The organism is Archangium violaceum (assembly GCF_016859125.1).
GTDB classification, from domain to species: domain Bacteria; phylum Myxococcota; class Myxococcia; order Myxococcales; family Myxococcaceae; genus Archangium; species Archangium violaceum_A.
In genome coordinates this window covers 3,991,846-4,009,696 of record NZ_CP069338.1, presented here as the reverse complement: position 1 = coordinate 4,009,696, position 17,851 = coordinate 3,991,846, and the positions used below count along the sequence as shown (strand labels likewise).

The window sequence follows — 17,851 nt, the reverse complement described above, 5'->3', positions numbered from 1 at the left end:
GGCCCCCTCAGTCCACGCGCACCAGCGACACGGTGCGCACGCCCTGACCCGGCGCCACCTCCACCGCGAGGAAGTGCCGCCCCACGCCATCGAACTGCTCGGGGATGGCCCCGCCGCCGCCCGAGATGAACGACGGAATCCCCGCGTTGGAGAACGCGTAGTACGAGTGCACGTGGCCGTAGAGCGTGAGGTCCAACCGCGCGCGCGCCAGCTTCGCCAGCAGGGACGCCGCCTCGTTGCGGCTCGCGAAGGCGCCGTTGCGCACGCCGATGGGGTCCACCAGCGGGATGTGCGTGCCCAGGATGTGCACCGCGTCCCGCCCCGCCTCCAGCCACCGGTCCAGTTCCACCTCGGCCCTCGGGTCCAACGAGCCGTTGCCCGAGTCGATCATCGTGAAGTGCGCGCCCTGGAAGGTGAAGTGCAGGTTGCCCCGGCCGAAGTACTCGTGGAAGCGGGGATCCGGGTTGAGCAGCTCGTGGTTGCCCAGCGTGGCGAACAACGGGATACGGGACTCCTGCAGGCGGGACTGGAACTCCTCCAGCTGCTCCACGGTGCCCCGCTGCGTCAGGTCCCCCGAGAAGAAGATGAAGCGCAGCGTGGGGTCCGCGTTGATGCGCTGGTAGATGTCACCCACCCGGGGCAGGGCCTCCTGCACGTCCGCCAGCGCGGCGAAGCGGAAGGGCATCGGCTGATCCCACAGCGGCGGCGCCACCGTCATCCGGGCCTCCGCGCCCGCCGGCACCCGCACCCGCCACGTCTTCACCGTGGGCAGCGGCCCGGGCAGGGCGTCCACCACCTGCGGCTCGTCGCCCACCTTCACCGTGAGCTCCGCGTCCGGCATGGCGTTGCGCACCACCACCGTCCACGTCTCGTTGGCCCCGTCCGAGGACACCGCGCGCACGTGGAAGGCCGGCGCCGAGCCCCACAGCGTCAGCGTGCCCGCCTCCACCTGGCGCACCACCGCCAGCCCGTCCTCCACGGTGAAGGCCACGCCGCTGGCCTCCACGCGCCCCACCTCCAGGTCCTTCAACGCGCGCTCCTCGGCGGGCCGCATGCTGCACCCCCCCGCCACCAGCGCGAGCGCGACGGCCACCCGGCGAACGTTCCTCACGACTCACCTCCCAACGCGTAGACGAGCGACAGCCGGCCCACCACGGCCGAGCCCACCTGCATGTCCGCGGACACCCCCCAGCGCTCGGTGAGGAGCACGCGCCCGCGCAGCCCGAGGAACCCCGGCACGCCGCCCCCCGCCTTGATGCCACCCGGGAAGTCGTCCTTGCGGTGGTCGTAGTAGAGGAGCGCCTCGCCCCGGAAGGGCCCACCACTCCCCAGGTACACGCCATAGCCCATGGTGAAGAGGAGCTGCTCGAAGAGGATGTCGTCCACCGGGCCCGAGTAGGAGTAGCGCTGCATGGCGAAGCCCACGCCCATCTCCGCGAAGGAGCCGGCCATCCTCGGGCTGAAGCGCGCCATGTCGTAGCGGCCCCGCAGGAAGAGCTCGCCGCCGCCCAGGGTGAAGTCCTCGGTGGTGTAGCGGTGCGCGAGCGCCGCGGCCTCGAGGTCCACCGCCGTGCCGTCCCCGCCGCCGCGCGCGGCCTCGGGCGCCCCCATCAGCCGGTACGCCCCGCCCACGCGCACGCGCAGGTTGCCATCGTCCGGCGACAGCCTCGCCCCGGCCTCCAGGCGCACACGCTCCAGCCGCGCCAGCGCCCCCACCGAGACGAAGTGCCGGTACTCGAAGGCGGGGTCCACCACGTGCTGGTAGCCCACCTCCAGTTCCACCGGGGGCAGGCGCTGGGGCACCAGACCTGGAGGGAACGCGGGCGACAGCGCCGCGTAGAGGTTGGACAGCGTGGAGATGGAGAAGAAGCCCACGCCCGCCAGCGTCACCGCGTACAGCGGGCCGATCACCCGGCGCGAGGCCCCGGACAACGCGATGGGCACCCCTCCCACCGCCAACAGCCCGAGGCCCGAGCCCTCCAGGAGGAAGAGCCGCTTCGCCGTCCGGGTGTCCCCCGCCACGAGCGGCCCCAGCCCGTGCAGCAGCAGGCCGGGCACCACCGACACGGCCGTGGGCAGCACCCTGAAACCGGGCCGTGACACGAGCGTTACATCGGGCACCGGCGCGGGAACGGGCTCCAAGGCACCGGGGCCTGGGCCTGTCAGGACGGGCACATCCCCGGGCCCCACTGCCGGGCTCTCGGCGGTGGCCGTCTGGGCCCGGACCCCCATGGGGAGTACCACCAGGGCGAGCACCACCAATTGTCGCACCATCGTTCCACCCCTCTTCTTCATGGGTGCTCCCTCCATTCCGCCCTACTCGGACTCCCGCCGGACTGGATTCCAGGATAAAACGTTGCCTGGTGGATTCGCAGGCCCTCCCGCACAGGTAGGTACGAGAGCCACCCGCTCCCCCCCTTCGGGACTTTTGGATGAAGCGGGGTATGCTCCCTTCCTCGTCCTCTTCAACAACGCGACGCGCATCGTGGCCCCCAACGAAGCCCGGGAGTTTGGCAGGTACGAACTGGTCTCGAAGCTCGCCGCGGGCGGGATGGCCGTTACCTACCGCGCGAGGATGAAGGGCGCGGCGGGGGTGACCAAGCCGGTGGTCATCAAGCAGATCCTCCCCCACTTCGCCGACGAGCCCGATTTCGTGGAGATGTTCGTCAGCGAGGCGCGCGTGGCCGCGGGCCTCACCCACGGCAACATCGCGCAGGTCTTCGACTTCGGGGAGATCGACGGCCAGTTCTTCCTGGCCATGGAGTTCGTGCACGGCCAGCCCCTGTCCAAGCTGATACGCCGTGCCCAGCGCGCGGGGATGCCGTGCATTCCCCTGCCCCTGGCGCTCTTCATCACCACGCAGATCTGCGACGGGCTGGACTACGCGCACCGGCACGTGGGCGAGGACGGGGAGACGATGGGGCTCGTCCACCGCGACGTGTCCCCGGACAACGTGCTCATCTCCTACGAGGGCCAGGTCAAGGTCATCGACTTCGGCATCGCCAAGGCCACGAGCGTCGTGGAGTCCCGCACCTCGCCCGGCACGCTCAAGGGCAAGTACCCGTACTTCTCCACCGAGCAGGCCCGCGGCGAGCAGGACCTGGACGCGCGCTCGGACATCTTCGCCGTCGGCGTGGTGCTCTACGAGATGCTGTGCGGCCGGCGCCCCTACGAGGGCGAGCTCGCCGCCGTGCTGCCGCGCATCCTCGCGGGTGATTACGCGCCGCCCTCCTCCTACAACCCCGCCATCGGCCCGGAGCTGGAGGCGGTGATGGCCACCGCGATGGCGCTGGAGCGGGAGGCGCGCTACCCCACCGCGCAGGCCTTCTCCGAGGCGCTGCGCGAGCAGCTCTACTCGGCCTATCCGCGCTTCTCGCCCGCGATGCTGTCGCAGTTCCTGGGCCACCTCTTCAGCGAGGATCTCTCCGCCGAGGGGCGCCGCGTGGAGGTGACGCCCGCCTTCCTGGAGCAGCTGGCCGCGTGGCAGGCGCAACCGCAGCCGGCGGGCACGGGCGGCCGGACCAGCACCGGTAACGGCTCCAGCTCCGGCGTGCGCAGCGTGCAGCGGCCCGGCAGTGACGCGGGCCGGCCGGCGAGCAGCCCGAGCGTCCGCTCCTCCCCGTCCAGGCCCGTCACCAATAGCACCAGTGGACGGCCCCCGAGCATCAGCACGTCCACCGGGCGCCGCGTGCCATCGAACACGCGCCCGCAGGCTCCCGCCACCATGGCGGCCCCACCGGAGCCGAAGGACGAGCCCTCCACGTCCGTGTCGGGGCCGTCGACCGCCGCGAAGACCGCCGCCGAGGAAGCGCACGACACCCCCGTCGAGGTGCCGGCCGTCACCGTGAACGACGGCGTGCCGGATCACCTGCGCGCCCTGCGCGAGACGCGGACCCGGGAGGAGCAGGAGCGCGCGGAGCGGCGCCAGCGCCTGGTGCTGCTCATCAGCGTGCCCCTCTTCGGGCTCGCGCTGGTGCTGGGCGGCCTGCACTACCTCCTGTCCCCGAAGAACGTAGGGCCCCCCAGGGCTTCGCTGTGGCTCACCTCCGCGCCGGCCGGCGCCACGGTGAAGCTCAACGGGAAGGACGTGCCCGGCACCACGCCGCTCATCGTCCAGAACGTCCCCCTGGACGAGGCCAACACCCTCGTCCTCACCCTGCCGGGCCATCGGCCGTGGTCGAAGCGCTTCACCGCCCACACGGAAGCCATGCCGCCCATGCACGCGGAGCTCGAGCGCGTCGAGCCGGTGCCGTCCGCCCCCGAGCCTCCGCCCCCCTCGGTCGCCGAGGCGCCGGAGGAGAAGAAAACCGCCGAGCCCGCGCCAGATCCCAGGTTCCTCGCAGTGGACTACCCGACACGGCTGTTCGTCCTGCGCCCCAAGTACAACGCGCTCCCGATGGGCCTGTACGCCACCGCGTCCATCGAGCTCAACCCCGGCTCGAGCTACTCCGTGAGCACGGAGGGCGGCGCCTCGCTCTCCAAGGGGCGCGGGAGCTCGTCCTCCACGCTGGTCTACTTCATCGAGGGCGACAGCATCTCCGCGAACGAGTCCTTCGGGCTGATTGGCCCGTCGGCTCGCACCTTCAAGGGCGTGCGCCGGATGCACGTCTTCCTGCTGGACGACGACCTGGAGGACAACAGCGGCACGGTGCGGGTGCACCTGCGCCAGTCCAAGTGGGTGGCCCCTCGCAGCTTCACCTTCGACGCCACCCGGGATGCGCTGGTGCTCCAGCCCCACCACCAGATGGTGCTGCGCGGCCTCAACCCGGACGCCATCTACCTGCTCACCGTGCGCGACGACTTCGCGGAGCTGCGCGCGGGCGCCAACGGCCGTACACGTCGGGTGCTATGCGCCGAGAGCAGCCAGAAGTCCGCCCGGCGCAACCACCGGCTGTTGGAGGTGGGCAAGCGCTACCAGTTGACAGGAGCGGACACCCTGCGCTGCACCTTCCCGGACAATCAGCTGGAGGACAACGCCGGCGCGTTCGAGGTGGACATCGTCGATGTCACGGACATGTCCCGACGGGAACGCACGGCGGCCCTGAGAGGCAGCTCCCGTTGACCAACGAATACCTTCGGGTTAGTTAGGGGGCGGACGCTCAGGCGCCAGCCGCCTTCTTCGTCCAACCCTTTCGTACTCCCCAACCGGGCAGCCATCGCTTCCCTTCGTCTATCGGAGGCGATGCATACCCTTCATGTCGTAGGGGCCCACACAGGGTGGGCGTCGGGGATGACAACAGGTTCCTTCCGTAAGGGCTCATGGGGGCCGCAGGGGTTCCGCGGTCCGGCTCAACAAGGCTGGGAAAGGCACGTGGGCGCGGAGCCGTTATCGGCACCGGGCCCACGGGTCTTTTGAGGGTCCGTTCACAGCTCCAGGACGGCGCGGTAGCGCACCTCGTTCCGGGCGACGCGGCCGATCGCGGTGTTGATGTCCTTCAGGGGGAAGAGCTCGGTGCGGGCGCGGATGCCGTTGCGGGCGGCCACCTCGAGCATCTCCCGGATGCCCCCCGGGCTGCCGGTGTTGCTACCGGTCACCTTCTTGTTCCCGAAGATGAGCGGGAGGGCGGGCAGCATCATGGGCGAGGGCGGCATGCCCACGAAGCACAGGGTGCCGCGCGGACGCAGGGCCGCCACGTAGTCCAGCCACGGCAGATCCGCGGTCACGGTGGCGAGGAGGAAGTCGAAGGAGCCACGCACCGCCGCCAGGGCCGACGGCTCGCGGGCGGCGACGAAGCGGTGGGCGCCCAGGGCGCGCGCCTCGGTCTCCTTGTCCGGCGAGGTGGAGAAGGCCGTCACCTCGGCGCCCATGGCGCGGGCGAACTGCACGGCGAGGTGGCCCAGGCCGCCCACGCCGATGATGCCCACGCGGGAGTGCGCGCCGATGCCGGCCTCGCGCAGCGGCGAGTACACGGTGATGCCGGCGCACAGCAGCGGCGCGGCGTCACGCGAGGGCAGGGCCTCGGGGATGGGCAGGGCGAAGCGGGCATTCACGCGGATGCGATCCGCGAAGCCGCCGGGACCCGGGATGCAGGTGGGCTGCAGCTGGGCACAGAGGTTCTCCTCGCCCCGCTCACACCACTCACAGGTGCCGCAGCTGCCGCACTGCCCGCCCACGCCCACGCGCTGGCCCGGAGTCAGGCCCCGCACCGCCGAGCCCACCTGCGCCACGGTGCCGATGATCTCGTGGCCCGCCACCAGCGGGAACTGGCTCATCTTCCAGTCGTCGTTCAGCAGGTGCAGATCGCTGTGGCAGATGCCGCAGTGGGAGATGGCGATCTCCACGTCACCGGGCCCGAGCGGCCTGGCCTGGAAGGAGAAGGGCTCGAGCGGCTTGCCTGCCGCGGGGGCGGCGTAACCATGGAAGGTGGACATGAGTGCTCCTCTGCGGGGTTCTCCGCATGGGAACGCGGAGGTCGGGGGCCCCATGCTACCGGGCCCCCTTCACCCCTGGGGAGTCACCCCCCCCTCGGCACTCGTGCCGCCTCGCGTCAGGATTCCACTCAGATGTCGAGGTTCTGCACGTCCAGTGCGTTGCGCTCGATGAACTCGCGCCGCGGCTCGACGGCCTCGCCCATGAGCAGCGAGAAGATTTCGTCGCTCTCCACGGCGTCCTCGATGCGCACCTGCAGCAGCGTGCGGGTGACCGGGTTCATCGTGGTCTCCCAGAGCTGCTCCGGGTTCATCTCGCCCAGACCCTTGTAGCGCTGCAGGCCCAGCCCCTTCTGCGCGTCCTTGCGCACCGCGGCCAGCACCTCCTGCACCGACAGCGCAGTCACGTCCCCATCGCCCACCTTCACCGTGTACGGCGCCTTGCCCAGCGCGCCGAACACGTCGCGCAGGCCCACCAGCTCCAGGTACTCGGGCGACGACAGGAAGCCGTGGTCGAACACCGTCTGGCGCAGGCCTCCGTTGATGTCCGTCTTCACCACCAGCTTGCGCGTGTGGTGCTCCGGATCCTCCGGGAAGGAGACCTCGAAGCGGCCCAGCGTGTCCGGCATGCGCGCCTTCAGGTAGGCCGTCATCTTCTCCACCTGCTCGCGCAGCACGGCCTCGTCGTTCAGAGAGCCCGCGTTCACATCACACGCCTGCACCAGCGCGTCCACCACGCGCGCGTCCCGCCGCGCCGCCAGCTTCTCCAGGCGCTCCTCGTACGTAATCACCTTCTCCAGCAGCGAGCGCAGCTCCGAGCCACCGATCTCCCCACCCGGAATCACCACGCGCGAGTGCTCGGACGCGGTCCGCAGCAGGTAGTCGTTCAGCGCCCGCTCGTCCTTCACGTACATGTCCTTCTTGTTGCGCGTGACTTTGTAGAGCGGCGGCTGCGCGATGTAGAGGTAGCCCTTCTGGATGAGCTCCGGCATCTGCCGGTAGAAGAACGTCAGGAGCAGCGTGCGGATGTGGCTGCCGTCGACGTCGGCGTCCGTCATCAGGATGATGCGGTGGTAGCGCGCCTTCTCCGGATCGTAATCCTCGCGGCCGATGCCCGTGCCCAGCGCGGTGATGAGCGTCACGATTTCAGCGCTCGTGAGCATCTTCTCGAAGCGCGCCTTCTCGACGTTGAGAATCTTGCCGCGCAGCGGGAGGATGGCCTGGTTGCGCCGGTCGCGGCCCTGCTTGGCCGAGCCACCTGCGGAGTCACCCTCGACGATGTAGAGCTCGCTCTCGCTGGGATCGCGGCTCTGGCAGTCGGCGAGCTTGCCCGGCAGCGAGCCGCCGTCCAGCACGCCCTTGCGCCGCACCGTCTCACGCGCCTTGCGCGCGGCGATGCGGGCCCGCGTGGCATCGCCAATCTTGGCGACGATCTTCTTGCTGACGACCGGGTTCTCCTCGAGGAAGGTGGCGAGCTGATCATTCACCATCTGCTCGACCAGGCCCTTGACCTCGCTGTTGCCCAGCTTCGTCTTCGTCTGCCCCTCGAACTGGGGGTTGGAGAGCTTCACGGAGATGACGGCGGACAGACCCTCGCGCGCGTCCTCGCCCGTGGGCGTCTCCTTCAGGTCCTTCCACTGCCCGCTCTTCTCGGCGTAGCTGTTGAGCGTGCGCGTGAGCGCCGCCTTGAAGCCGGACAGGTGGCTGCCACCCTCGTGCGTGTTGATGTTGTTGGCGAAGGTGAAGATGCGCTCGTCATAGCCATCGTTCCACTGCAGGGCGATCTCCAGCGACACGCCTTCCTTCTCCGTGCGGAAGTGGATGGGCTTGTCGTTGAGCGCCTGCTTCGCCTTGTTGATGTACTCGACGAAGGAGACGATGCCGCCGTCGAACTTGAAGTCGTGCTCCTTGCCGATGCGCATGTCGCGGATGACGATGCGCAGGCCGGCGTTGAGGAACGCGAGCTCGCGCATGCGCTGGCTGAGCGTGTCGAAGTTGAAGTCCACCGTCTCCATGACGGTGGTGTCCGGCTTGAACCAGATGAGCGTGCCGCGCTTGTCCGTCTCGCCCACGAGCGCCGGCGGACCATTGGACACGCCGCGCGCGTACGACTGCTCGTACACCTTGCCGTTGCGCTGAATGCGGACCTTGAACCACTCGGACAGGAAGTTGACGCAGGTGACGCCCACGCCGTGCAGGCCGCCGGACACCTTGTAGGCGCCGTTGCCGAACTTGCTGCCGGCGTGCAGCTCCGTCAGCACCACCTCGAGCGTGTCCTTGCCCTTGAACTTGGGGTCCGGGTGCGGACCCACGGGGATGCCTCGGCCGTTGTCCTGCACGGAGAGCGAGCCATCCACGTGGATGACCACCTCGATGTCCGTGCAGTGGCCCGCGAGGGCCTCGTCGACCGAGTTGTCCACCACCTCGTAGACGAGCTTGTGCAGCCCGTACGTCATGGTGTCGCCGATGTACATGCCCGGACGCTTGCGGACGGCCTCCAGGCCCTCCAGCTTCGTGATGGCTCCGGTGTCGTAATCCACGGGCGACGGCGCCGCGGCGGCGCCGGTGGCGGGGATGTTTTCCATGCGCGAAAAGTCCTTGAAAAACGCTACGCGGGGAACCGGTTGTGCCTACCACTTCGAGGCACCCCGGACAAGATGGATGAGAACACGCAAGGCAGCGAAAAGATTCACGAAATGCCTGGCGCGACGCTATGCGTCATAACGCGGGGCGGGCTTCCTTTCTTCCAGGGCGCTCGCCAGCTCGCCGAACACCGCCCGCGAGGGGAAGAGATGCCGTGTCACGAGCACCCGGCCGCCCTCGTCCAGGAAGATGCCGAGCAGCTCTCCCTTGCCCCCGAGCCGGCGCACCGACTCGATCTGCCCCCAGGACAGTTGGAGCTGGCTGCCCGTGAAGGGCCGAGCCAATTGAACACCCCGGGCGCTCAGGGTGATGCCCCAACCGGGGCGCGGACGCAGCCGGTGCCAGGCGAAGACGAAGGCGAGCATCAGCCCTCCCGTGACGCCCGCTCGGGCCATGGCCAGGGGGGTGTTACCGGCCGCCCGGGCATCCGCCAGCGCCCAGGCACTGAGGACGGCGAGCGCGCACGCGCCCACGAAGAGGGCTCGGCGCGTCGGGCGGGGATCGAAGGCGTAGAAGCGGGGCTCCATGCGAGCGCCAGCACCCTAACCTCCTGGAAGGCCCATCGGGGATTTTCCTGATGGCGGCTGTCCACCCGCGAGCGCCAGGAAGCGCCTACCCTGGCGCTCATGACGGACGCTGAACTCAACGCGCGCCTGCGTGCCAATCTCCTGGGTTATCGGCTCCTCCAGGCCCGGACGGGTCCGTTGCGGATGTGGGAGCGACCCGGAGTGTGGGCCTTCTCCCTGCCAGGGTACGAGCACAGCATCTTCCACCACCAGGTGCTGTACGAGGATGCCCGGGCGCTCGCCGAGGCCCTCGCTCCCCTGGAGGCGTGGTACCGCGAACAAGGCGTGCGCGACTGGCGCGTGCCCATCCTACCGGGAGATGTGGCCATGGAGGCCGTGCTGGCCCGGGCCGGGTACCAGCTCGAGGACGTCGTCCCGGGCATGGGCCTCCCCCTGGAGCACACGCCGCCCCGCCTGCCGCTGGGCACCACCCTGGAGCACCCGGAGCAGCTGGACGAGGTGCTGGCGCTCAACACGTTCTTCTATGGCGGCACGGGCGTCGTCCACCTCGAGCCGTGGCGCACCCGGCTCCCGGCCCGGATACACGCCGTGCTCATCCGCGAGGCGGACCGGGCACTCGCCGGGGGCCTCAGCTTCGAGCAGGGGGACACCGCGGGCATCTACCTGGTGGCCACCCATCCCGACGCGCACCGCAGGGGGCTGGGCGCCCTGGTGATGAGGGGCCTGCACGCGGACGCGTACGCCCGGGGCTGCACCGTCGCCGTCCTCCAGGCCACGCCCATGGGGCACGGCCTGTACCGGCAGCTCGGCTACCGGGAGCTGGGCGCGTGGCGCAACTGGGTACGCCGCACCGGCTAGGGACTTACTCGCGCAGCAGGTGCTGGCCCACCGTCTCCACCAACGCCTCCACGTCCACCGGCTTGCGCAGGTAGGCGCACGCGCCCACCTCGCCGGCCACGGTGGCGTTGCTGGCCGAGGCGGAGAAGATGACCACGGGAATGTGCTTCCACTCGGGCACGGCGTGCAGCTCCTGGGCGAAGCCGTGGCCGTCCAGCACCGGCATCATCATATCCAGCAGCACCAGGCCGGGCAGCGGCCGCGCGCGCGCGAGCACCTCCAGCGCCTCGCGGCCATTGCAGGCGCCCAGCACGGTGAAGCCCGCGTCGCGCAACACCTCCTCGAGCGCCTCGCGCAGGTCCGTGTCGTCGTCCACCACCAGCAAGGGGCGTGTCATGCGGGCTCCAGGGGCAACTCCAGGGTGAAGCAGGCGCCACCACCCGGGCGCGACGCGGCCCACACGCGGCCCCCATGCGCCTCGGCCGCCCGGCGCGCCAGGTACAACCCCAACCCCAACCCCCCGTACGAGCGCGAGGACACCGCCCGCCCGAAGCGCTCGAAGATGCGCTCGAGCTGGTCCTCGGGAATCCCGATGCCCCGGTCCTCCACCACCAGGCGCGCCACCTTCCCGTCCGACGAGCCCCGCACCTCCACTGGCTGGCGCGGACCGAACTTGAGGGCGTTGGCCAGCAGTCCGGATACCACCTGCTCCACCCGCAACCGGTCCCACTGGCCCACCAGCCCCCGAGGCACGTCCAACGTCAGCGCGCACCCCACGGCCCGGGCCTCGGCCTCGAAGCGCTCCAGCACCTCGCCCGCGAGCTCCCCCAGGTCCACCCGCTCCAGGGCCAGGGGCAGCTCGCCGGTGGACAGGAGCGACACGTCCAGCAGCGTCTCCACCAGCGTGCCCAGGCGCCGCACCTGGCGCAGGCCCCGCTCCAGCCGCTCCACCATGTCCCCCGAGGACTCGCGTCGCGCCCGCTGCACGAGCGTCCCCAGCTGCAACCCCAGCGTGGTGAGCGGGGTGCGCAGCTCGTGGGCCGCCACGGCGAGGAACTCGTCCCGCAGGCGGATGGCCTCCTGGGACTCGAGGTAGAGCCGTGCGTTCTCCAGCGCCAGGGCGGAGCGGCGCGCCAGCTCCAGGGCCACGGACAGGTCCGACTGGGAGAAGCGCGGCCGGTCCTCCGAGGCGCCCAGCGTCATCACGCCCAGGTTCACCGTGCGCCCCCGCAGGGGAACGTGGATGACGGAGCGCAACCTCAGGTCCAGCAGGTAGCGCAGGTGCTCCGGGGACTGCGCCAGCACCTCCAGCCGGGAGGAGGGCACGTCCGTCAGCAGCTGCGGCTCGCCGCCGCGCCACACCCAGGCGGGGCCCGTGGCGGCGCCCGGGTCCACGGGGAAGCGCCGGGCCATCTCGAAACCGCGCGCCACCTGCGCCGGGTCCTCGTGCTCCAGCGCCGCCATCCGGAGCGTCTTCCCATCATCGGAATAATAGAGGGCACACCAGGACGACAGCTCCGGCACCGCCAGGCGCACCACCTGCTCCAACGTTTCCTGGAAATCCAACGAGCGGGCCAGCACCTCGCTGGCGCGCGACAGCAGGGCCCTGTCCCGCTCGGCCCGGGCGCGCTCATGGCGGATGCGGGCCTCCGCCAGCTCGCGAGACACCGCGGCCGGCAACCGGGTGAGCAGCGACTTGGGGAAGTAGTCGCGCGCCCCGGCCTTCATCACCTCCACGCCCTCCCACTCGCCCACGCTGCCGGAGACGACGATGAAGGGGATGTCCAGGCCGCTGTCGCGCAGCACCCGGAGTGCCGAGGGCGCGTCGAAGCCGGGCATGCAGTAGTCGGAGAGGATGACATCCCAGGGCCCCCGCCGCAGCGCCTCGTGCAGCTCCTCGGCTGTCTGCACCCGCTCACAGTGCACCTCGAAGCCGCCCCGGCGCAGCTCGCGCTCCAGCAACACCACGTCGTCCGGATTGTCCTCCACCGACAGGACGCGCAGGGGCGTCGTCATCCATGCACCCCCGACTCCGGCGCGCGGTTGAGCGACAGCCAATAGAGGCCGAGCTGGCGCGCCGCCTCGACGAACTCGGTGTAGCTCACCGGCTTGCGCACGTAGCTGTTACAGCCGTGGCTGTAGCTCTCCACCAGGTCCGTCTCCTCGTCCGAGGAGGTGAGGATGACCACGGGGAGGAAGCGCGTGCGCGCGTCGGCGCGCAGCTGCCGCAGCACCTCGTGCCCGTTCAGGCGCGGCAGCTTGAGGTCCAACAACACCAGGGAGGGCAGCGGCACGCGGGCCCGGTGCGCGTGCGCCCCCCGCGCGAAGAGATAGTCGAGTGCCTCCACACCGTCCTCCACCACGTCCAGCGGCTGGGTGAGGCCCGCGCGCTGGAAGGCACGCCGGGTGAGGTCCACATCGTCCGGGTTGTCCTCCACGAGGAGGATGGAACGCTGGCTGCTCATGGGAGCGCCTCCTGAAGGGTGAAACGAAAGGTGGCGCCCTGGCCCACGGCGGCCTGGGCCTCGATGTGCCCGCCGTGCCGGTGGACGATGCGCTGCACCGTGGCCAGGCCGATGCCCGTGCCCGGATACTCGGTGGACTTGTGCAGCCGCTGGAAGGGGCTGAAGAGCTTGCTCGCGTACGCCATGTCGAAACCCACTCCGTTGTCGCGCACAGCGTAGTGAGTCACCCCATTGGCCGTCTCCGCGAAGAACTCGATGTGGGCCCCGGAGCGCCTGCTGGTGAACTTCCAGGCATTGCCCAGGAGGTTCTCCATCATCACCCGGAGCAGCCGCGAGTCCCCCCGCGCGGTGAGGCCGGGCTGGACGGAGAACATCACGTCACGTCCGGGCTCGTGCTGGCGCAGCTCCTGGACCACGGAACTGGCGAGCTCGCTCAAGTCCACCGGCTCGCTCTTGAGCTCGGCGCGGGTGACGCGGGAGAGCTGCAACAGGTCGTCGATGAGCTGGCCCATGCGCGTGGTGGCCCCCTGCAGGCGCGTGAGCAGTTGGAGGCCATCGGACGACAGGCGCCCGCCCTCGTCCTCGCGAATCGCCTGGGCGAAACCATCGATGGCGCGCAGGGGCGCACGCAGGTCATGGGAGACGGAATAGCTGAAGGACTCCAGCTCGCGGTTGGCGGTGGTGAGCTCGGAGGTGCGCTGGGCGACGCGGGCCTCCAACCGGGCCTCGCTGGCGCGCAGCGCGTCCGCCTGGGCGCGCACCTGGGCGAGGCTGGCCCCATAGTCCCGAGCCAGGATGAGCAGCTGACGCCGGCTGAACCAGGCCAGCAGCATGCCCACGGCGAGCGTCCAGAGCACGCCGATGATGAGGGTGACCCGGCCCGCCCGCTCGGCCTGGATTCCCCGGAGATTGGCACGCTGACGCTCCTGCTCGGCGATGGTGTCCAGGGTCATCCGGATGGCATCCATCCGGGCCTTGCCCGCCCCCGAGCGCACCAGGGCCATCCATTCACCCTTCTCCTGGAAGAGGGAGAGCTGCTCGGAGGCCACCCGCTCCCACTCCCGCCAGCGCCTACGCAGCTCCTCCATCCAGGCACCCGACCTGGGCTCGTCCGACAGACCCTGCGCGAGCTCCTCGAACGCCCGGGGCAGGCGTTGCCCGGCCGCCTGGTAGGGTTCCAGGAAGATGGGGTCCTGGGTGAGGAGGTAACCGCGAACGCCGGTCTCCCTGTCGATGAGCAGCTGGCGCACGCGCTCCACCCGGGTGAGGGTCTTCTGAGAGCGCCGCGCCTGCTCCTGGGTCTGGGCCAGGTTGCCCACCACGCCCAGGAGGACGACCGCGAGCAGGAGCAGCAGCGTCAACGGCAGCAGGATGGAGCGCAACAGCAGGTGGCGGAAGCGTCGAGGGTCGGTCGCGGGAGTCCAGGAGAGGGTTGAAGACACGTTCCCCTGAAGGGTGTAGGTGGACGGCCCCCCCTTCAACCCGTTCCACGCTCCCGGGAGACGAGCGGGGGACGGTGGCTTGCCTGCAATGGGACGGGAGGAGCCTCAGGCGCTGGCCAGGCGGTGGAAGGTGACGCCGTCCAGGCCCAGCCGTTGGCAGGCATCGGCGAAGCGCTCGGTGCAGACGATCGTGGTGGAGAAGTCCTCCAGCCGGAACAAGGTCCAGGTGGCCGGGAAGAGAGGACGCGTCCAGCAGCAGGTCCTTGTCATCGGGACGGGTCAGACCGTGACGACCACAGCGCGGACAGGCCAGATTTCCTCTGAAGAGGCTCCATCGTTCTCCCCTCACCTTCCTCGGCTCCGCGCCGGCTCGCCTCACTTCGCCGAGACCAGCTCCGCCTGCGCGGCCGCCACGCCGACACCCGGCTCCGCCCGGTGCCCCGCGGCCGCGAGCGCCCGCTCCACCGCGCCCACCGTGGCCAGCACATCTCCCGGGCTCACCACGTTCATGTGCCCCACGCGGAAGTAGCGCGTCTTGAGCTGCGGATGCAGTCCCCCGGCGAGCACCACGCCCTGCTCACGCACCCGGCCGAGCACCGTGGTGTCCACGCCCTCCGGGAAGTACAGCGCGCTGAGCGTGTGCGCGGTCACCGACTCGGACACGGGCAGCGTCCGCAGCCCCAGCGCCCGCCACCCGGCGCGGAAGGCCTGGGCCATGCGGCGATGACGGGCGAAGCGCGCCTCCATTCCCTCGCGCAGGATCTGCCCCAGGCTCACGTCCAGCGCGCACACCAGGTTGACGGGCGGCGTGGCGAAGTAGGCGGCGCGGCCGGCCTCGTACGCCTCCATGATGGGGAGCCACTCGCTGAAGTCCGCGTACAACGAGCGCACCGGAGTCCGGCGGGCCCGCCACGCGGCCATCGCACGCGGGCTCACCGTGAGCAGCGCCAGGCCCGGCGGCACGCCAATCGCCTTCTGGCTCGCGGTGAGGTACACGTCCGCGCCCCACGCGTCCTGGTGGAAGGTCTCCCCCGCGGTGGCACACACCCCGTCCACCACCGACAGCACCCCGTGCCGGTTCGCCGCTCGTACCAGCGCCTCCACTGGCGCCAATACTCCGGTGCTCGTATCCACGTGGGTGACCGTCATCACCTTGAAGCGGCCATCCGCCAGCATCCGCTCCACCGCCTCCACTTCCGGCGCCTCGCCCGGCTCACATCGCGCCTGCGACACCTCCGCGCCGTGGCGCTCGAGCAGTGTGGCCATCCGGTCACTGAAATACCCGGTGTTCACCACCAGTGCGCGGTCGCCCGGCTCCACCAGGTTGGCCACCGCCAGCTCCATGGCCAGCGTGCCGCTGCCGGACACCACGAAGGGCTGCGCCGACGGCGCCAGGCACACCTCGCGCAACCTCTTCAGCGCCCGGCCGAACACGGAGATGAACTCGGGGGCCACGTGGCTGGCCGTCTTCGCGCCCAGCGCACGCATCACCTCCGGGTCGAACTCCACCGGGCCGGGAATCATCAGCAGATCTCGCTCGCTCACGGCTTTTCCTCTCTCTCGGTTGATCGCGGGAAGGGACGTAACTCACCCCCCCAGGCGCTTCCAGAGGAAGTAGCGACTTTCACCCCGCGGGTAGTCCGGCAGTGTCCCGAATCGCTCGTAACCGAGCTTCTCGTAGAAGCCCAGGGCCTGGAAGCTGAAGGTATCCAGGTGCGCCGCGTGGCACCCCCGCCGCACGGCCGCCTCCTCGATGCTCGCCATCAGGCGCTGGCCCCAACCCCTTCCCCTCAGGCGCTCGTCCACCCACAGGTGACTCACGAAGAGCCAGTCCCAGTGGGTGTAGCCCCTGGCGCCTCCGAGCAGGGCCCCCTCCTCCGTACGGAGAAAGACCGCCAGGGCCCGCGCGTTCTCCTGCGGGACATGCGTGTGGTTGTACGCCAGCAGGCTCCGCGTCAGGGCCCGGAGCTCCTCGTCGGAGGGCGCCTGCTCCACCGTCAGTGTCACCGCGTTCAGGCTTTCCATCCCGTCACTCTACAACCGTTGAAGACAGACACCTCCCGGCCGCGTTCTTCACGCACCTGTCCGACAGTCGGACAAGTCGGCGAAGAGCGAGCCCGGCGGGCCCGTCTGCCTTTCGACGCGAGACCGGGTGTTCTCCGCTGAGCGCCCCGGCCCCCGGACCATGGCCCCTCCGCGAGGGAAGTGGCTGACTGCTTCCCACGATGAGTACCCCCACCTTCCCTCGACTCTGCCTCGCCCTCCTCCTGGCCTGTGGCTGTGCCTCTTCCTCCGCGAATCGTGGCAACGCGCCCGGGTCCAGGACGGAAGAGTGGCTCGGCACGCTGCACCGCGACCATCCCCTGGTGGGAAGAATCTGGGACGCGCGGCAGGGCCGCTGGGTAGAGGAGCCCGCGCTGGCGGCGGAGCTCTCCCGGGCCCGCTTCGTGCTCCTCGGCGAGCAGCACGACAACCCCGATCACCACCGCCTGCAGGCCGAGCTGGTGCGAGCACTCACCGGCTCTGGCCGCGAGCCCGTGCTCGCCTTCGAGATGCTCGACGTGGAGCAGCAACCCCTCATCGACGAGGCACTCGCCCGTTCGCCCCGGGAGCCGGATGCCATCGCCCAGGCCGTTGATTGGGAAAAGAGCGGCTGGCCCGACTGGTCTCTCTACCGTCCCATCTTCGCCGTGGGCACCGAGCGCGGCCTGCGCATCATCGGCGCCAACCTCCCGCTGGCCCAGGTGAAGGAGCTCGTCACCCGGGGCCTCGAGGCCATGTCTCCGGAAACACGCGCCCGGCTCGGGCTCGAGACGCCCCTGCCGGAGGACGTCGCCCGCGCCATGCGCGCGGAGATGCACGAGTCCCACTGCGGCCATCTGCCCGAGTCCATGCTCGAGCCGATGGTGCTCGCCCAGCGGGCGCGCGACGCGCAGATGGCCGATCGCCTGTTGACCACCGCCACGGAAGACGGCGCCCTGCTCATCACGGGCAACGGCCACGCACGCACCGACCGCGGTGTCCCCGCGCAGCTCGTCCGACGTGCCCCCGAGCTCCCGGTGCGCAGCCTGGCCTTCATCGAGGTCTCCCCCGAGGCCCGTGAGCCACGCGATTACGCGCCCCCCGATAGTCCCGGGCAGCTCCCGTATGACTATGTCTGGTTCACCCCCGCCGAGGAGCGGGAGGACCCGTGCGCCATGTTCCGCCAGCCCAAGCAGCCCAAGGCGCCCGCGCCGGAGAAATCCCCCGGAAAATAGCGTGTCAGGTCCGACCGGAGCGCCGCGTCCCTTCAGGCATAGGCAAAAGCTTTGAAGCGCCCGTCCGAAGAGGCCCTACACGCTCACTTTGTTGGTTCGAATCCAACCCCGGCGCTCTCCATGCGCTGGGTGGCCGAATGGTAAGGCACTCGATTTGGGATCGAGCAGTTCGACGGCTTCCCCACTCGGGCGTTTCATTTTTCTCTGACAGCATTCGCGTCCGGCCGAAGAGGCCACACAAGCCCACTTAATCTTCAGGCCGCCGGTTCGAGTCCGGTCCTCCCCACTCGCTTCATGGGGAGGTAGCTCAG

Annotated in this window: 15 protein-coding genes and 1 tRNA gene; 4 read left to right on the top strand and 12 right to left on the bottom strand. The window is 70.1% G+C overall.

Translation table 11 applies throughout. The features are described from left to right. Window positions 1-7 precede the first annotated feature (7 nt). The gene (locus JQX13_RS17295) at window positions 8-1,111 is read right to left on the bottom strand and encodes a metallophosphoesterase family protein (protein ID WP_343211100.1); all 1,104 of its coding nucleotides are present in this window, start codon (window positions 1,109-1,111) and stop codon (window positions 8-10) included. Beyond that, window positions 1,108-2,295: a hypothetical protein gene (locus JQX13_RS17290; RefSeq protein WP_203410096.1), complete on the bottom strand. Its 1,188-nt coding sequence runs from the start codon at window positions 2,293-2,295 to the stop codon at window positions 1,108-1,110. The genes JQX13_RS17295 and JQX13_RS17290 overlap by 4 nt, the downstream gene beginning before the upstream one ends. A 133-nt stretch (window positions 2,296-2,428) precedes the next feature. Between JQX13_RS17290 and JQX13_RS17285 the strand changes: the two genes are divergently transcribed. Continuing rightward, window positions 2,429-5,062 (top strand): serine/threonine-protein kinase, encoded by a 2,634-nt coding sequence (locus JQX13_RS17285; RefSeq protein ID WP_343211099.1) that lies wholly within the window; start codon window positions 2,429-2,431, stop codon window positions 5,060-5,062. 302 nt (window positions 5,063-5,364) lie between these two features. On the opposite strand, the gene JQX13_RS17280 is transcribed toward JQX13_RS17285, so the two are convergent. The 3 genes from JQX13_RS17280 to JQX13_RS17270 form a co-directional block, all read right to left on the bottom strand. Next, window positions 5,365-6,372: an NAD(P)-dependent alcohol dehydrogenase gene (locus JQX13_RS17280; RefSeq protein WP_203410094.1), complete on the bottom strand. Its 1,008-nt coding sequence runs from the start codon at window positions 6,370-6,372 to the stop codon at window positions 5,365-5,367. A 128-nt stretch (window positions 6,373-6,500) separates the two neighbouring features. Continuing rightward, entirely contained in the window at window positions 6,501-8,954 is a 2,454-nt protein-coding gene (gene gyrB / locus JQX13_RS17275) for a DNA topoisomerase (ATP-hydrolyzing) subunit B (RefSeq protein ID WP_203410093.1), read from the bottom strand. A 126-nt stretch (window positions 8,955-9,080) separates the two neighbouring features. Continuing rightward, window positions 9,081-9,539: a hypothetical protein gene (locus JQX13_RS17270; protein WP_203410092.1), complete on the bottom strand. Its 459-nt coding sequence runs from the start codon at window positions 9,537-9,539 to the stop codon at window positions 9,081-9,083. Window positions 9,540-9,638: 99 nt separating this feature from the next. On the opposite strand from JQX13_RS17270, the gene JQX13_RS17265 reads away from it, so the two are divergent. Continuing rightward, complete coding sequence (locus tag JQX13_RS17265) at window positions 9,639-10,397, top strand: GNAT family N-acetyltransferase (protein ID WP_203410091.1); 759 nt, start codon at window positions 9,639-9,641, stop codon at window positions 10,395-10,397. Window positions 10,398-10,401: 4 nt separating this feature from the next. Here JQX13_RS17265 and JQX13_RS17260 read toward each other — a convergent pair whose 3' ends face one another. The 7 genes from JQX13_RS17260 to JQX13_RS17230 all read right to left on the bottom strand — a co-directional run bounded on the left by JQX13_RS17260 (window position 10,402) and on the right by JQX13_RS17230 (window position 16,308). Then, complete coding sequence (locus JQX13_RS17260; protein ID WP_203410090.1) at window positions 10,402-10,773, bottom strand: response regulator; 372 nt, start codon at window positions 10,771-10,773, stop codon at window positions 10,402-10,404. Continuing rightward, window positions 10,770-12,392 (bottom strand): hybrid sensor histidine kinase/response regulator, encoded by a 1,623-nt coding sequence (locus tag JQX13_RS17255; protein WP_203410089.1) that lies wholly within the window; start codon window positions 12,390-12,392, stop codon window positions 10,770-10,772. The genes JQX13_RS17260 and JQX13_RS17255 overlap by 4 nt, the downstream gene beginning before the upstream one ends. Next, window positions 12,389-12,841: a response regulator gene (locus tag JQX13_RS17250; RefSeq protein WP_203410088.1), complete on the bottom strand. Its 453-nt coding sequence runs from the start codon at window positions 12,839-12,841 to the stop codon at window positions 12,389-12,391. The genes JQX13_RS17255 and JQX13_RS17250 overlap by 4 nt, the downstream gene beginning before the upstream one ends. Further along, window positions 12,838-14,283, bottom strand: a complete 1,446-nt coding sequence (locus tag JQX13_RS17245) for a sensor histidine kinase (protein WP_203410087.1) — start codon at window positions 14,281-14,283, stop codon at window positions 12,838-12,840. The genes JQX13_RS17250 and JQX13_RS17245 overlap by 4 nt, the downstream gene beginning before the upstream one ends. A 105-nt stretch (window positions 14,284-14,388) precedes the next feature. After that, window positions 14,389-14,553, bottom strand: coding sequence for a double-CXXCG motif protein (locus JQX13_RS17240; RefSeq protein WP_239014800.1), 165 nt, complete (start codon window positions 14,551-14,553; stop codon window positions 14,389-14,391). 105 nt (window positions 14,554-14,658) lie between these two features. Further along, entirely contained in the window at window positions 14,659-15,807 is a 1,149-nt protein-coding gene (locus JQX13_RS17235) for a pyridoxal-phosphate-dependent aminotransferase family protein (protein ID WP_203412060.1), read from the bottom strand. Between the two features lie 63 nt (window positions 15,808-15,870). Then, the gene (locus JQX13_RS17230) at window positions 15,871-16,308 is read right to left on the bottom strand and encodes a GNAT family N-acetyltransferase (RefSeq protein WP_203410086.1); all 438 of its coding nucleotides are present in this window, start codon (window positions 16,306-16,308) and stop codon (window positions 15,871-15,873) included. 341 nt (window positions 16,309-16,649) lie between these two features. Between JQX13_RS17230 and JQX13_RS17225 the strand changes: the two genes are divergently transcribed. Continuing rightward, the gene (locus JQX13_RS17225; RefSeq protein WP_239014799.1) at window positions 16,650-17,540 is read left to right on the top strand and encodes a ChaN family lipoprotein; all 891 of its coding nucleotides are present in this window, start codon (window positions 16,650-16,652) and stop codon (window positions 17,538-17,540) included. 127 nt (window positions 17,541-17,667) lie between these two features. Continuing rightward, window positions 17,668-17,826 (top strand) — tRNA-Pro (locus tag JQX13_RS17220). Window positions 17,827-17,851: the final 25 nt, after the last annotated feature.